The organism is Ruegeria sp. H6, assembly GCF_056532975.1.
Genome location: NZ_JBQFOA010000004.1, coordinates 141,334 through 156,726, shown reverse-complemented (window position 1 = coordinate 156,726; position 15,393 = coordinate 141,334). Strand labels below are relative to the sequence as shown.

16 protein-coding genes are annotated in these 15,393 nt (G+C 57.9%); 8 read left to right on the top strand and 8 right to left on the bottom strand.

The window, feature by feature from the left end; all coding sequences use genetic code 11:
* Together ACR0AG_RS10350 and ACR0AG_RS10345 are read right to left on the bottom strand one after the other, a co-directional pair.
* Positions 1-1,041 (bottom strand): enoyl-CoA hydratase/isomerase family protein, encoded by a 1,041-nt coding sequence (locus tag ACR0AG_RS10350; protein WP_480838479.1) that lies wholly within the window; start codon positions 1,039-1,041, stop codon positions 1-3.
* A gap of 7 nt (positions 1,042-1,048) precedes the next feature.
* Positions 1,049-2,191: an acyl-CoA dehydrogenase family protein gene (locus tag ACR0AG_RS10345; protein ID WP_480838477.1), complete on the bottom strand. Its 1,143-nt coding sequence runs from the start codon at positions 2,189-2,191 to the stop codon at positions 1,049-1,051.
* A 295-nt stretch (positions 2,192-2,486) separates the two neighbouring features.
* Here ACR0AG_RS10345 and ACR0AG_RS10340 point away from each other — a divergent pair, with 295 nt between their 5' ends.
* A complete protein-coding gene (locus ACR0AG_RS10340) occupies positions 2,487-3,209 on the top strand; it encodes a hypothetical protein (protein ID WP_480838475.1) in 723 nt (240 codons plus the stop codon).
* Here the strand turns inward: ACR0AG_RS10340 and ACR0AG_RS10335 are convergent.
* Complete coding sequence (locus tag ACR0AG_RS10335) at positions 3,206-4,321, bottom strand: carboxylate-amine ligase (protein ID WP_480838473.1); 1,116 nt, start codon at positions 4,319-4,321, stop codon at positions 3,206-3,208. The genes ACR0AG_RS10340 and ACR0AG_RS10335 overlap by 4 nt on opposite strands.
* 100 nt (positions 4,322-4,421) lie before the next feature.
* On the opposite strand from ACR0AG_RS10335, the gene ACR0AG_RS10330 reads away from it, so the two are divergent.
* Together ACR0AG_RS10330 and ACR0AG_RS10325 are read left to right on the top strand one after the other, a co-directional pair.
* Positions 4,422-5,306: a class I SAM-dependent methyltransferase gene (locus ACR0AG_RS10330; RefSeq protein ID WP_480838471.1), complete on the top strand. Its 885-nt coding sequence runs from the start codon at positions 4,422-4,424 to the stop codon at positions 5,304-5,306.
* Between the two features lie 71 nt (positions 5,307-5,377).
* Positions 5,378-5,854, top strand: a complete 477-nt coding sequence (locus tag ACR0AG_RS10325; RefSeq protein ID WP_480838469.1) for a fasciclin domain-containing protein — start codon at positions 5,378-5,380, stop codon at positions 5,852-5,854.
* Positions 5,855-5,910: 56 nt separating this feature from the next.
* On the opposite strand, the gene ACR0AG_RS10320 is transcribed toward ACR0AG_RS10325, so the two are convergent.
* Together ACR0AG_RS10320 and ACR0AG_RS10315 are read right to left on the bottom strand one after the other, a co-directional pair.
* Complete coding sequence (locus tag ACR0AG_RS10320; protein WP_480838467.1) at positions 5,911-6,510, bottom strand: L,D-transpeptidase; 600 nt, start codon at positions 6,508-6,510, stop codon at positions 5,911-5,913.
* 229 nt (positions 6,511-6,739) lie between these two features.
* On the bottom strand, positions 6,740-8,239 hold the full coding sequence (locus ACR0AG_RS10315; protein ID WP_480838465.1) for a CoA-acylating methylmalonate-semialdehyde dehydrogenase: 1,500 nt from the start codon (positions 8,237-8,239) through the stop codon (positions 6,740-6,742).
* Positions 8,240-8,341: 102 nt separating this feature from the next.
* Between ACR0AG_RS10315 and ACR0AG_RS10310 the strand changes: the two genes are divergently transcribed.
* The 3 genes from ACR0AG_RS10310 to coaD all read left to right on the top strand — a co-directional run bounded on the left by ACR0AG_RS10310 (position 8,342) and on the right by coaD (position 10,302).
* Positions 8,342-9,244 carry a LysR family transcriptional regulator gene (locus ACR0AG_RS10310; RefSeq protein WP_480838463.1) on the top strand — a complete coding sequence of 301 codons (903 nt, stop codon included), beginning with the start codon at positions 8,342-8,344 and terminating at the stop codon, positions 9,242-9,244.
* A 61-nt stretch (positions 9,245-9,305) separates the two neighbouring features.
* A complete protein-coding gene (locus ACR0AG_RS10305; RefSeq protein WP_480838461.1) occupies positions 9,306-9,743 on the top strand; it encodes a CBS domain-containing protein in 438 nt (145 codons plus the stop codon).
* A 67-nt stretch (positions 9,744-9,810) separates the two neighbouring features.
* On the top strand, positions 9,811-10,302 hold the full coding sequence (gene coaD, locus ACR0AG_RS10300) for a pantetheine-phosphate adenylyltransferase (RefSeq protein ID WP_480838459.1): 492 nt from the start codon (positions 9,811-9,813) through the stop codon (positions 10,300-10,302).
* A 2-nt stretch (positions 10,303-10,304) separates the two neighbouring features.
* Here coaD and ACR0AG_RS10295 read toward each other — a convergent pair whose 3' ends face one another.
* The gene (locus tag ACR0AG_RS10295; RefSeq protein ID WP_480838457.1) at positions 10,305-10,448 is read right to left on the bottom strand and encodes a hypothetical protein; all 144 of its coding nucleotides are present in this window, start codon (positions 10,446-10,448) and stop codon (positions 10,305-10,307) included.
* Positions 10,449-10,520: 72 nt separating this feature from the next.
* Entirely contained in the window at positions 10,521-11,522 is a 1,002-nt protein-coding gene (gene gap / locus ACR0AG_RS10290; protein ID WP_480838455.1) for a type I glyceraldehyde-3-phosphate dehydrogenase, read from the bottom strand.
* 182 nt (positions 11,523-11,704) lie between these two features.
* Between gap and ACR0AG_RS10285 the strand changes: the two genes are divergently transcribed.
* Both ACR0AG_RS10285 and ACR0AG_RS10280 read left to right on the top strand, forming a co-directional pair.
* Entirely contained in the window at positions 11,705-12,676 is a 972-nt protein-coding gene (locus ACR0AG_RS10285; RefSeq protein WP_480838453.1) for a DUF808 domain-containing protein, read from the top strand.
* Positions 12,677-13,087, top strand: coding sequence for a hypothetical protein (locus ACR0AG_RS10280; RefSeq protein ID WP_480838451.1), 411 nt, complete (start codon positions 12,677-12,679; stop codon positions 13,085-13,087).
* 55 nt (positions 13,088-13,142) lie between these two features.
* On the opposite strand, the gene tkt is transcribed toward ACR0AG_RS10280, so the two are convergent.
* Entirely contained in the window at positions 13,143-15,167 is a 2,025-nt protein-coding gene (gene tkt / locus ACR0AG_RS10275; protein ID WP_480838449.1) for a transketolase, read from the bottom strand.
* Positions 15,168-15,393 lie beyond the last annotated feature (226 nt).

Genomic DNA, 15,393 nt, shown 5'->3' with positions numbered 1-15,393 from the left:
TCAATCCTCCAAAAATGTGAGCGCATCCGCCCCGAGCGGTTGCAGCATTTCAGACACCGTGTCCTCTGGCACGTTTCGGTCGGGAAACTGCCAGCGCGGGGTGCGATCCTTGTCGATGATCTGGGCGCGGATGCCTTCCAGAAAGTCGCCGTGTTCCATAGCGCGGAAAGTGAACCTGTATTCCATTTCCAGTGCCGCGCGAACTGTCAGCGGCGCAGCGCGCAATTGTTGCAGCACCGCGATGGTGCAGGCGATGGAGAGGGGTGATCCGCGTTCAATTGATTTTGCTGCCTCGCGCGCCGCATCGCCTTCCCAACTTGGCAAGTTTGCCAGGATATTTGGCAATGCGTCGCCCGAAAAGCAGCGGTCGATTTCCGATTGAAGACTTGCGAGCTGGGCGGTCGGTGGTGTCTGAGCGTGATCCGCGACAAGTTCGGCACGCCCGGAATCCTCTAGCATTTCAATCAGGTCGGGCCACATCGCTTGTGGCACGTAATGATCTGCGAAACCTGCGAAAATCGCGTCGGGCCCGTCCATGCGATAGCCGGTCGTTCCAAGAAACTCTCCCAACCGCCCGGGCGCCCGCGCCAGCATGAAGGTGCCGCCGACATCCGGTAGCAGTCCGATGCTGCATTCAGGCATGGCGATGAGAGAGGTTTCCCCAACCACGCGGTGACTGCCGTGGCAGCCGATACCAACGCCGCCGCCCATGGTGAAGCCTTGCAGAAAGCTGATCACCGGCTTGGGGTATTCCAAGATCATTGCGTTCAGGCGGTATTCGTCGCGCCAGAAGGTCCGACCATAGGAATAGTCGCCCTGAATCCCGGTTGCGTAAAGTTCGGCGATATCGCCACCGGCGCAAAAGGCCTTGTCGCCCTCGGCATCGATGATGATCAGATCGACGGCATCGTCTTCGCGCCAGTTGCGCAGGGCGGTGTCGATGGCCATGCACATGTCATAGCTGAGCGCATTCAGCGCTTTGGGCCGAGTCAGGGTGATGCGACCGGCGCGGCCGGTGGAGCGGATGTCGATGTCGGACATTTGGGCCTCAGCGGTTGGACAGCATCTGGCGCGCGACGATCACGCGCATGATCTCATTCGTGCCTTCCAATATCTGATGTACACGCAGATCGCGCACTAACTTTTCGATCCCATAATCGGCCAGATAGCCGTAGCCACCATGCAGTTGCAGGCATTGATCCACGGTTTTGGAGCCCACCTCGGTTACGAATTTTTTGGCCATAGCGCAGAATTTGGTGGCATCCGGGGCACCTTGATCCAGCTTCCATGCGGCATGGCGCAGAAAGGTGCGGGCGGCCTGCAATTCGATCTCCATATCCGCAAGCCGGAATTGCAGCGCCTGAAACTGGTCGATGGATTTGCCAAAGGCCTTACGCTCGGACATGTATTGCAGCGTCATGTCCAACCCGTGTTGGGCCGCGCCCAACGAGCAGGCCGAGATGTTCAGCCGCCCGCCATCCAGACCCATCATCGCGTATCTGAAACCGTCGCCCTCGTTCCCGACAAGATTGCCCGCGGGTATCTTGCAATCGTCGAACTGGACCTGCGCGGTGGGTTGGCTTTTCCACCCCATCTTCTGTTCCAGCGCCCCAAAGCTGAGCCCTGGCGTCCCATCTTCGACATAAACTGTCGAGATGCCTTTGGGGCCGTCCTCTCCGGTGCGCACCATGCAGACATAGGCATCCGAATACCCCCCGCCCGAGATAAAGGCTTTGGTCCCGTTCAGGGTGTAGCCTTCATTCGTGCGCTCGGCACGGGTTTTCAACGCGGACGCGTCCGAGCCCGACCCGGGTTCGGTCAGGCAATAGCTGAGGACGGTCTGCATGCTGAGGATATCGGGCATGATCCGCGCCTTGAGGTCTTCGCTGGCGCAATTGTCCAGCATCTTGGCGCACATGTTGTGAATGGACAAAAACGCGGCGACCGAGGGGCAGGCCATGGACAGGGCCTCGAACACAAGGGTCGCATCAAGCCGTGACAAGCCCGAGCCGCCGGAGTCTTCGGAAACATAAAGGCTGCCAAAACCAAGCTCGCCCACCAAGGGCCAGAGCTCTTTCGGGATCGTGCCTTCTGCCTCCCACTGGCGCGCGTAAGGGGCGACATGTTCCTGGCCAAAGGCATAAGCCATGTCGAAAATGGCGGTCTGTTCCTCGGTCAACGCGAAATCCATGATAAGCCCCTGAATGCTGAAGAATTGAACAAGCGTTTTATTTTCCGATTCTTTCAGAAATTTTGCAATAGCAACAATCCGCGCGCTCAACTTTGGAGATATTTGCGATTGCCCTATACTCGCCGAATTCGAAAAACCAATTTGCCGGAGCCTTGTGATGTCGAACAAGAAAATGGCCGTGATCGCCATTCATGGAATGGGAAGCCAGTCAAGAAGAGGCAAGCAACCGCCACCGACGGAAGCGACCTTTTCAAAAGATTTGAAAAAGCGTGTGGCCCGGCAAGTCGGCGCGGATATGGACAAGGTTGAATGGCAAGAGGTCGTTTGGGCACCGATTTTGCAGAAACGGCAGAAAGCGTATCTGAGGAAGATCAAACCCAGCCTGGGCTATGACAAACTGCGCGAGTTTGTTGTGTGCAATCTGTCCGATGCCGCGTCTTACCGAACGACCCCGGATGATTCAGATCAGACCTACTCGGCCATTCACAAGAAGATCGAAGAGGTGGTCAGCGAGGTGCAGAACGAGGTTGGGCCAAACGCCCCGGTGCTGATCCTGGCGCATTCCCTGGGTGGGCATATCATGTCGAACTACATCTATGACCTGCAATCCCATTTGCGAAATGGCGGCACACCCTCCCACACGACACCCTTGGAAAACATGCAAACGGTTGCGGGGCTTGTCACGTTCGGGTGCAACATTCCGATCTTCCTGTTTGCTTATCCCGAAGGGAAAATCGAACCGATCCAGGCGCCAAACCGGGATTTGCCGCAAAACCTGCAATTCAGAACGTGGTGGCACAATTACTATGACAAGCACGACGTGCTGGGATTTCCCTTGGGCAAAAGCGCGCCCAGCTATGAGAAACTGGTTAAAGAGAAAAAGCTCAAGGATATCTCGATCAACGCCGGAAAGATCTTCACGTCCTGGAACCCGTTGTCGCATAACGGATATTGGAAAGATCGGGACCTGTATGAACCGGTGGCGGACCGGATCAAAAAAATTCTGGCCGAGGTTTAGAGGTCCGCATGAAACTCTTCGATCAGGTGGCGCACCACCGCTTTGCCGGGGTCCTGACCGCTGGCAGAGGCCTCGGCATAGACCCGGCGCTGACGCGTGGCTGAGGTGCCGTTTTCAGCCACCTGACGCAGCCGGGCCAGTTCTGTCATCGTGCCCAGCGCCTCGGCGTCTTCGGCGAGCATTCCCATAAGCTCGCCCATCAATTCTGACATGGGTTTGATCGAACGGTCACCGAAATCGATCAGGCCTTCGCCCACGCCATATCGTTGCGCGCGCCAGCGGTTTTCGCCGATCAGAAACTGGTCATACTGGCGCCAGCGCAGATTTCGGGCCTTGAGCCGGCACAGCATCCGTGTCAGCGCCTGGACCAGTGCGGCGAGCGACAAGGTATGCTCTAAGCGGGGCTGTACATCCATGATGCGGGTTTCAAGCGTCGGAAAGCGATGCGATGGCCGCAGGTCCCACCAGATCTTTGTCGTGTCCTCTATCACCCCAAGCTCAACCAGCGCGCCTGTGGTGCGTTCATATTCGGCCCAACTGGTGAAATTGGGGGGCAAACCGGTGCGGGGCAGGTTGTCAAAGACCGTCAACCGGTACGAGGACAGCCCGGTGTCCTCACCACTCCAATAGGGCGAGGAGGTGGACAGCGCCAGCAGGTGCGGAAGAAAATACGAAAGTTGCGGCATCAGATCGGCCCGCATCGCGGGTTCCTCGACCCCGACATGGACATGCATCCCGCAAATCAGCATCCGCCGCGCAACACCGCCCAGGGCGTGTTGCAGCGCATCGTAGCGCTCTTTGCGCGTATGGTGCTGATCCTTCCAATTTGCAAAAGGGTGGCAGGATACGGAAATCGGAGACAGGTTGTAATCCGCTGCCCGCTCGGCCACGCAGGACCGGAGGCGCTTGAGGTCCTCGCGTGCACCCTTGATCGTGGTGTGCGGGCGGGTTCCGACCTCAATCTGGCATTGCAGGAATTCGGGGCTGACTTGACCTTGGAAGTCGGTCTGACACGCCTCCATCAAGGCGGCGGGCGCTTCGGCAAGATGCAGACTGTCGCGATCGACCAACAGGTATTCTTCTTCGATACCCAGCGTAAATTCCTGCTGCATGGCGCACCTCGTGGTTCGGGTTCAACCAGTCAATACGGAAATTGGCGTTTTGCCAAGGGTTTGACGTTGCACGGCTTGCGGTGCCCCGCTTGGCAACGGTATGCAGGGCGCGAAACCGGAAATGGAGCCGCGTGTGAAACCCAGGAAGTTCCCTCAGATCAATGCCGCCCTTGACGAGTTGGGGGTCAAACTGGTCGATAAGTCCATCGAGCAGGAAGAACGTGCCCGGCTTGAGGCATTTGAACAGGCAGGTGGTCTGACCCGTCCGGCTTATGCATTGTCCCCGGGGATGGACGGTTTCGACATCACGCAACTGGTTGATGAATTCCGCACACATTCCGCTGCGCTTGAGGCGTTGAAGGACCCGGAGCGAAACCAGACAGGGTATCGGATTGGCAACGGGTACTACGACAGCCCGGATGCAGACGCCCTGTATCTGATGATCCGCCGGTTTCAGCCCAAACGCGTGATCGAGGTTGGGTGCGGCAACTCGACCCGAGTCACACGGCAGGCCATCATTGACGGCGGGTTGGACACCGAAATCACCGCAATCGACCCGTATCCACGTGCTGACATCGCCCATGTGGTCGACCGGTTCGAGCAGAAACGGCTGGAGGACGCCGATCCTGCGTTGTTCGGAACCCTCGAAGCGGGGGACGTTCTGTTTATCGATTCAAGCCATGTCGTTCGGATGAGCAATGACGTCGCGCATCTGTTCTGTCGCATTATTCCGGCGCTGAAACCGGGCGTTGTCATCCACGTGCACGATGTTTTTTTACCCTTCGAATACCCCAAGCGGTTCTTTTATGACTGTCCGGGCTGGGGAGAGCAGTACATGCTGCACGCATTGCTGCAATCTAACAGGTTTTCAATGCTTTGGCCGGGGTACTTCTTGCAACAAACACGCCCCGACGCGGTCGAAGAATTGCCGTTTCTGGCGGACGGACGGGCGCAAAGCATCTGGGTTCAGCTCAAAGAAACGTGAACCAATATTGATCCGGCCCGGCGATGGTGCCGTACCCCTTTCCATAACAAGCTGGAGAGGAGAAGACAGCCATGTTTCGTCGCACATTTATGGGCGCTGCCGCTGCAATCGCACTGGCCCTGCCGATCAAAGCTCAGGCTGCTGATATCGTAGACACCGCAGTGTCTGCGGGTTCATTCAAAACGCTGGTGGCTGCGGTTCAGGCGGCAGGATTGGTCGATACGTTGAAAGGCGATGGCCCGTTTACGGTTTTTGCACCCACCGATGAGGCTTTTGCGGCGCTTCCCGAAGGGACGGTTGAATCGCTGCTTCTGCCAGAGAACAAGGACCAACTGGTGTCGATCCTGACCTATCACGTGGTTCCGGCCAAAGTTATGTCCGGCGATATTGCCGGCAAGCGGGCCAAGGTTCTGACGGTTCAGGGCGACCGGCTGAGCGTGAATGCAAAGAACGGCGTCAAGGTCAACGATGCCAAAGTCGTGCAGCCGGACATTGAGGCCAGCAATGGCGTGATCCACGTCGTCGACGCGGTTATTCTGCCGGAATAATTCTTCCAAACCCCCTCAAGACAAAGCCCCGGTCATTGTGCCGGGGCTTTTCTTTGTTACACGAGGCGGACCTGAGTTCCGATCTGCACCAGCGGATAGAGCTCTTCAACATGCTGGTTATAGAGCCCTATGCAGCCGGACGAGCTCTGCCGTCCGATCTTACGCGTGTCATGGGTGCCGTGCACCAGATAGGCAGGCCAGCCCAGATACATGGCGCGAGTGCCCAATGGGTTGCCCGGGTCGCCACCTTCCATACGCAGCGGCAAGGATGGGTCACGCTCACGCATCGAGGCGGTCGGCGTCCAGCTTGGGTATTCGGTCTTGCGCACGACCTTCGTGTATCCCCGCTTGGTCAACTCTTCGCTCATCGGAACGGAACTGGGATAGAGTTTGTAGGTCCCGTCTGGCCCCCAATAGTGCACTGCGCGGCTGGTGATATCGGCCAGCAGACAACCTGCGCCCAGCTCGTCAAAGTGGTCCTGCCAGTTCTGCTGCGAGAATGACGACACATTGCGCCTAACTGGCAATTGGGTGCTGATGGCTTCCTCGTCTTGCGGAAACGCGTCAACGCTTTGGGCCCGCACCAGAGCGGGCGTGGCCAAAGTGGACGCAAGCCCCAGCAAGGCGGAGCGACGGCTGATTGGGGATTTTGACACCTGAGTCTCCTCGGATCTGCTCGCATTTTGACTGCTATTTAGGTGTTTGTAGCGTATCCGAGAAGATCGGCAGACTGATATTTTCGTGAGAACGCGACTTTTCCTGCAAGCATTGAAATCCGGCACTGTGCCGGATCAATCGGCTTTGAGCAAAATGGAAGTTCTCAAAGCGGATGATTGCAGGAAGAAAAAAAGGCCGCCCGAATGAGCGGCCTTTGTTGTCAATATCTTAGTCCATGGCCTTAAAGTTGAACTCGCCACCTTCCTTGATCCCGGACGGCCAGCGGGACGTCACGGTTTTGGTGCGCGTGTAGAATTTGAAGCTGTCCGGTCCATGCTGGTTCAGATCGCCGAACATGGATTTCTTCCAACCGCCAAAGGTGTGGTAAGCCAACGGAACCGGGATCGGGACGTTGATGCCGACCATACCGATATTGATCCGGCTGGCAAAATCGCGGGCTGTGTCACCATCGCGGGTAAAGATCGCGGTGCCGTTGCCATATTCGTGGTCCATGGCCAGTTTCAGCGCTTCTTCATACGAACCCGCGCGAACCGTGGACAGGACAGGGCCAAAGATCTCCTGTTTGTAGATGTCCATCTCGGGGGTCACATGGTCGAACAGGTGGGGGCCGACGAAGAACCCATCCTCATAACCTTGCAGGCTGAAATCGCGGTTGTCGACAACCAGCTTTGCACCCTGTTCCACGCCCGAGTTGATCAGGCCTAGAATACGTTCTTTCGCGGCTCCGGTCACGACCGGACCCATGTCGACATCGTCGCCCGCAGTGTAGGGGCCAACTTTCAGGTTTTCGACACGGGGGATCAGCTTTTCGATCAGCTTGTCCGCCGTCTCTTCACCCACAGGGACAGCCACCGAGATCGCCATGCAGCGTTCGCCTGCAGCGCCAAATCCGGCCCCGACCAACGCATCTGCGGCCTGATCGAGATCGGCATCGGGCATCACGATCATGTGGTTCTTGGCGCCGCCAAAGCACTGCGCACGCTTACCGTTGGCGGTTGCGCGGGAATAGATGTAATGCGCAATCGGGGTCGAGCCGACAAAGCTGACGCCCTGGATGATCTCGCTGTCCAGCAGGGTATCCACGGCCTCTTTATCGCCATTGACCACCTGGAACACGCCCTTGGGCAGACCGGCCTCGACAAACAGTTCGGCCAGCATCAACGGAACGGACGGGTCACGTTCCGAAGGTTTCAGGACCACGGCATTGCCGCAGGCCAGCGCCGGGCCGACATGCCAAAGCGGCATCATCGCAGGGAAGTTGAACGGCATGATCGAGGCCACAACACCCAGCGGCTGACGCATCGAATACATGTCGATGCCGGGGCCTGCGCTGTCGGTGAACTCACCCTTCAGCATTTGCGGCGCGCCGATGCAGTATTCGATCACTTCCAGACCGCGCTGCAAATCGCCTTTGGCGTCGGGAATGGTTTTGCCGTGCTCTCGGCTGAGAACCTCGGCCAGCTTGTCCATGTCGCGGTTCATCAGACCGACCATGGCCATCATCACACGCGCGCGTTTTTGCGGGTTGGTCGCGCCCCATTCGGGTTGCGCCGCTGCGGCTGCCTTGATGGCGGCCGTCGTTTCAGACGCGCTGGCCATAGGGCATTTGTACTGAACTTCGCCGGTGGCAGGGTTGAAGACATCGTCAAACCGGCCGGACGTGCCGGCAACCATTTCACCGTTCAGGAAGTGGGTCAGGTCATTCATCGCAAACTCCTCTGATGTGTTTGGGCGCAGAATAGACTTGCAAGAATGCCGCGAACAGAGGCAATGTCTCAAAAGAGTTTTGCAAAAATGCAAGGGTTGGGGATGACGCCAAACTGGGATGACATGCGCATTTTCCTTGCCATCGCGCGCGAGGAAAGCCTGTCTGCGGCGGGTAGGGTGCTCAAGATCGATCCTGCCACGGCAGGGCGCAGGATTGCACGGCTAGAAGCGTCACTGGACGCGGTTTTGTTCACAAAATCGCAGCAGGGATATGTTCTGACCCCCGCAGGCGAACGTCTGATGGAACACGGATTGCAGGCGGAGGAGGCGATGCGGGCGGCGGCGGGTGCAATTTCACGCTCGACCGAGTCGCTGAGCGGTCAGATACGCATCGGCGCGCCGGATGGCTGTGCCAACTACCTGCTGCCACAGGTTTGTGCCCGGATCAGCGACGCGAATCCTGAATTGGACATACAGATCCTGGCCCTGCCGCGGATCATCAACCTGTCGCAGCGCGAGGCCGATATGGCAGTGACTGTAAGCGCGCCAACTGCGGGGCGTGTAATGGTCAAACGCATCGCCGACTACCGGCTGCATCTGGTGGCCACGCAGGGCTATCTGGATCGTCACGCGCCGATTGAGACGGTGCAGGATCTGAGTCATCACCGGATTATCGGCTATATCCCGGACATGATCTTTGATCGGGAACTGGATTATCTCAACGACATCGGCCTCGACCGTGTCGCGCTGGCATCGAATTCTGTCTCGGTCCAACTGCGCCAGGTGTCACAAAGCACGGGTTTGTGCGTGGCACACGATTTTACGTTGCCGTTCCACCCGGGCCTGCGGAAAATCCTGACGGATCAGGTCAGTCTGACCCGAAGTTTTCACCTTGTGCGTCATCAGGGCGACAAGCGCAACGAGCGGTTGAACCGCTTTGCCGAAGCCTTGACCAAAGGCATTCGCGAAGAAGTCGCGCGGCTTGAGGCTGAAGCTTCATCTTGACACATTACCGCATTCCGGCAACGCTTTGTAAAACAGTACGTTAGTCCGGAGGTTTTTGCTGATGCTTGTCCAGGCCATTCTCAAGTCCAAGTCCACTGACGGGGTGGTGACCGTTGAACCCACGGTGACCGTTTCGCAAGCGGCGGAAGTTCTGGCAAGCAAACGCATCGGGACCGTCGTCGTGTCGGAAGACGGTGGAAAGACGGCGGCGGGGATTTTATCAGAACGGGACATCGTGCGCGAACTGGCAGCAAGCGGCAGCGGATGCCTTCTGAAACCCGTGCGGTCCTACATGACCCGAGAGTTGGTGACAGCAACCCTGCAGGATTCGGTTCAGGATGTGCTATCGCAAATGACCGAAGGCCGCTTTCGCCATATGCCCGTGCTGGAAGAGGGCAAACTGGTCGGCATTGTCACGCTGGGTGATGTGGTCAAGGCACAGCTTGCCGAGTTGGCGATGGAAAAAGATGCCCTTCAAGGCATGATCATGGGACACTAACGACCCTTGCACCTGCAGCAATCTTGTGATTGCTTCTGCGAGAAATAATATTGCGCAGGAGACCCCGATGCGCGTCGGTCTATATCCCGGAACTTTTGACCCGATCACCTTGGGTCATATCGATATCATTCGTCGTGCCGCGGCGCTGGTGGACAAACTGGTCATTGGCGTGGCGATCAACAGGGACAAGGGGCCGCTGTTCTCGTTGGAAGAGCGTGTTGAGATGATCGAGGCCGAATGCGCCCATCTCAGCGCGCAGACGGGCACCGAAATTGTCGCGCATCCCTTTGAAAACCTTCTGATTGATTGTGCCCGTGATGTGAATGCTCAGATCATCGTGCGTGGTCTGCGTGCTGTCGCGGATTTCGAATATGAGTTTCAGATGGTCGGCATGAACCGCGCATTGGACGATTCTGTCGAGACCGTTTTTTTGATGGCCGAAGCGCGCCATCAGGCGATTGCCTCGAAACTGGTCAAGGAAATTGCGCGCCTCGGTGGCGACGTGTCCAAGTTCGTCACCCCACGCGTGAACGAAGCGCTTCTTGCGCGTCTGGCCTAGGCTCAGCGCCAGAAGGCCAGCCAATCCAGAAAGTCGTACAGCTTTTTGCCGAGAAACAGCAGATGCTCGGGCCCGAATAAGACGACATCCACAGTCACAGCGGCAAGGATGAGAATGCCCAGCCAGATTGCGATTTGATTTGTCATTCAGGCCCCGAACATGAAATGCCCGCCCAGATAACCTGAGCGGGCATCAAGCTACAAGCAAAGTCCGAAGGCTCAGTTAAGGCGTCCCATGGCGACGGCGACGTCAGCCATACGAACCGAGAAGCCCCATTCATTGTCATACCAGGCCAGCACGCGCACCATCCGGTCATCAACCACGCGGGTCTGATCGGGCGCAAAGATCGAGCTTTCCTCGGTATGGTTGAAATCAGTGGAAACCAGCGGTGCGGGCTCGTAACCCAGAACGCGCTGCATCGGGCCTTTGGTGGCTTCTTCGACGATGGCGTTGATCTCGGCAGTCGAGGTGTCGCGCCCGGCGCGGAAGGTCAGATCAACAGCAGAAACATTCGGGGTGGGCACGCGGATGGCCGATCCGTCCAGGCGCCCTTTGAGGTTGGGCAGAACTTCGCCCAAAGCTTTGGCCGCGCCGGTTGAGGTCGGGATCATCGACATGGCAGCTGCGCGTGCGCGGTACAGGTCGCTATGACGGCGGTCGAGCGTCGGCTGATCGCCGGTATAGGCGTGAATGGTGGTCATGATGCCATGTTCAATGCCGACGCCTTCGTCCAGTACCTTGGCCAGCGGCGCCAGGCAGTTGGTGGTGCAGGATCCGTTCGAAACCATGTTGTCATTGGCGGTCAGGCTGTTGTGGTTCACGCCGAACACGATGGTCTTGTCCACATTCTTGCCGGGGGCCGACAGCAGAACCTTTCGCGCGCCGCGTTCCAGGTGCGTCTTTGCCTTTTGGCCGTCGTTGAACTTGCCGGTGCATTCCAGAACAACGTCACAGCCGTCCCAAACCAGCTCGTTCATGTCATAGGTCGAAAACATCTGCATCGGGCCACGGCCAAGATCCATAGTGTTGCCGTCAACGCGAATGTCACGGGGGAAGCGACCGTGAATGCTGTCGTATTTCAGCAGATGCGCCGAGGTTTCAAGCGGCCCGGTGGCGTTGACTTTGACGACTTCGATGTCATTGCGGCCCGAGGCGGCAATATGCGACAGGGTACAACGGCCGATGCGGCCAAAACCATTGATGCCGACCTTGATGGTCATGTGACGCCTCCTGATGCGCTTGCGTTGCTCGGGATATAGCCACGTATGATGAATCTCAAAAGAGGAAAAACGGCATATTCGCAACGTGTTAGCGCAAAACCAAAGCGGTTGCGCTAACGCTTGCGCTAGCGGTTGGATAAGGTAGGGTCCAAACTGCAGCGATTGATCGGAAAGGAAGCGCGATGAGTGGTCTTTTGGCCCTGTTGGACGATGTAGCAGGAATCGCCAAGGTTGCAGCGGCTTCGGTCGACGACGTTGTTGCGGCTGCGGGCAAGGCCGGGGCCAAAACTGCCGGAGTCATCATCGACGATGCCGCGGTGACCCCGAAATACGTTCAGGGGTTCGCACCTGCGCGCGAGTTGCCGATCATCTGGCGCATTGCGCGCGGGTCGTTTTTTAACAAGCTCATTCTGCTGCTGCCGGTTGCGTTGTTGCTTGCGAATTTTGCGCCGTGGCTGATCACGCCGCTGCTGATGCTGGGTGGGTCTTACTTGTGTTTTGAAGGGGCTGAAAAGATCTTTCACGTCCTCTTTCCTCATGGCAGCCATGTCATTGATCAGGACATGAAAGTCCGCGATCCGGGCCATTTGGAAGAGCAGAAGGTCAGGGGTGCGATCAAGACCGATTTCATCCTGTCGGCCGAAATCATGACCATCGCGCTGGCCGCGATTGAGGCCCCAAACATCTGGATGCAAGGCGCCACCCTTGCCGTTGTAGGCATCGGGGTGACGGTTGCCGTCTATGGTTCGGTCGCGCTGATCGTGAAGATGGATGATGTGGGCCTGTTCCTGGCGAAAAACGCACCAACGCCCATCGGTCGGGGAGTTGGGCGCAGTCTGGTCAAGGCGATGCCTGTGGTGATGAAAGTGCTCTCGATCGTTGGCACGGCGGCCATGCTGTGGGTCGGTGGGTCGATTGTCATTCACGGGCTGGAAGTGCTGGGCTTTGGCTGGTTGGGGCACCATATCCACGACTGGGCCTATGCCATCGGTCATTCCGTATCCGAGCAATGGAGCGGTGCGGTCGAGTGGATTTCCAAAGCCACGATGGACGGTATCTTTGGTCTGGCCTGGGGGTTCGTTCTGATCCCGGTGGCGACCAAGTTGCTGGCACCCTTGATTGCGCAGGTATCCGGCAAGACATCGGCGCATTGAATGCCCAAATTGTTAGGTGATTTGCCGATCTATCGACAGGTATCGACGCGATTTACCGCGGTATTGCGCGGGCGTGCTAAGACCCGCAAAGACCGCGTCCTGTCCATCCTGAAACTTGGCGCGGAAGAGATGCCATTTGCGCCGCGCGACCTCTGCACGTTCCTGGAATTTCGTATTCACACTGCAGATCAGGCAGCAAAGCGGAATGCTTGGGTCGTTGGACGTATGTACAACGGTCTGACTGGTCAATCCGCTTGTTATGTTCCGCTGTACGGAACCCATTTACGTCAGTGTCTGGCCCTAGTGTTGGGCCAAATACCTGATGGTATTGTGCCGCGCGGAAAATACGAGTTGCGCTTGGACTACGTGCAAAGAGCCTATGACGCGCTAAAGAGGCAATTGGACGCCTGAACCAAACGGAAAAGGGCGGCCAAAGCCGCCCTTTGCACGATAAGCTGGGTCTGTTTTACAGCCCCAGCAGTTCCTTGACCTTGGCAACTGTGGCTTCGGTGGTGATGCCGAAATGCTTATACAACTCGCCCGCCGGGGCGGACGCGCCAAAGCTGGACATGCCGATGAAACCTGCCTTGGCCTCGCGGCCACGCTCGCCCAGAAGCCAGCGATCCCAGCCGCCGGCGCGGACGGCAGCTTCAATCCCGACGCGCACGGGGCCCGCGGGTAGGACGCGCTTGCGGTACGCTTCGTCTTGTTGCGCGAACAGTTCCATGCACGGCATCGAGACGACGCGGGTGCCGATGCCTTCGGCCTCAAGTTGGGCTTTGGCTTCCATCGCCAGTGACACTTCCGAACCAGTCGCGATCAGGATGGCTTGACGCTTGTTTTCGGCCTCGGCCAGAACATAGGCGCCTTGCGCAGTCAGGTTCCTGGTCTTGTGCTCGGTCCGAACGGTGGGCACGCCCTGACGGGTCAGGGACAGAACCGACGGGGTTTCCTTAGCTGTCAGCGCCAGTTCCCAAGCCTCGGCGGTTTCCACCGTATCCGCGGGCCGGAACACATAGGTGTTTGGCGTCGCGCGCGAAATGGCCAGATGTTCGACCGGCTGATGAGTCGGGCCGTCTTCGCCCAGACCGATGGAATCGTGGGTCATCACGAAGACAGTCGGCACCTTCATCAACGCAGCCAGACGCATAGAGGGGCGGGCATAGTCGGTGAAGGCCATGAACGTTCCGCCATAAGGGCGGATACCGCCATGCAGCGCCATGCCGTTCATCGCCGCCGCCATGCCGTGTTCGCGGATACCGTAGTGGATATAGCGACCTTTGCGGTTTTCCGGCAGGAACACGCCCATGTCCGCAGACTTGGTGTTGTTCGACCCGGTCAGGTCCGCCGAACCGCCGACGGTTTCTGTCATGATCGGGTTGACGACGTTCAAAACCTTCTCCGACGACGCACGAGTGGCCAATTTTGGCCGATCTTCCGAGGTCTGCTTTTTGAACGCACGAATGGCACCGGCCAGTTTTTTTGGTGCCTCAAACGCATAGGCGCGGTTGAACTCGGCCTGTTTACGTTCAGACAGGGTGGCAAAACGCTCTTCCCATGCTGCGCGTTCGGTTGCGCCGCGTGCGCCAATGGCTTCCCATGCGGATTTCACATTGGCCGGAATTTCAAACGCGTCATGAGGCCAGCCGTAGCCTTCCTTTGCCGCTTTCAACTGATCCTGATCTGTCAGAGCGCCGTGACCTTTCGAAGTGTCCTGCGCCGCGTGCCCCAGGGCGATGTGACTTTCGCAGGCAATCATCGAAGGCTTTTTCGACGACTTGGCCTTGGTAATCGCCGCGTCGATCGCCTGTGGATCATGGCCATCAATCTCGATCACCTGCCAGCCCGACGCTGCAAAGCGCTTCACCTGGTCAGTGCGGTCGGCGATATCGACGGTGCCGTCGATGGTGATGTTGTTGTTGTCCCAAAACACGATCAGCTTGCCCAACTCGTGCCGACCGGCCAGCGTAATCGCCTCTTGGCTGACACCTTCCATCAGGCAGCCATCGCCCGCGATGACATAGGTATAGTGGTCGACAACCTTTTTGCCGTAATGCGCGCGCTGGATTTCCTCGGCCATGGCAAAGCCCACAGCGTTCGAGATACCCTGACCCAGCGGGCCTGTGGTGGTCTCAATCCCATTGACCAGGAAGTTTTCGGGGTGGCCCGCGGTTTTGGCGCCCAGCTGGCGGAAGTTCTTGATCTCATCCAGCGTGACGTCGGCGTGGCCCGTCAGATAGAGCAACGAATAGACCAGCATCGAGCCGTGCCCGGCAGACAGAATAAACCGATCCCGGTCTGGCCAGCTGGGGTTCGCGGCGTCGAACTTCAGGTGCTTTTCAAACAGAACGGTCGCAACATCGGCCATGCCCATGGGCATACCGGAATGGCCGGAATTGGCAGCGGCGACAGCATCGAGGGTCAGGGTGCGGATAGCCGCCGCCTTGTCCCAGTGTTCGGGGTTGGCATTGCGCAGCGCAGTCAGGTCCACGGGCGTTATTCCTTTGGGTTACGGGCAGATTGCGGGCTGAATACCATCCACCCCCCAAAGTGCAAGCAGAACTGCAGAAAACGCGCTTTGATCGCTTCAACAGTGTTGCGCAAGTCGTTGAAAGCAAACAGTGGGTATTTTCCACGACATTCCGTTAAACTAGGCTGTGCTGCTACCGGGCATGATTCGGCTTGGGGTGTAAGAGAACGAACCTTGGTAAAGAGGT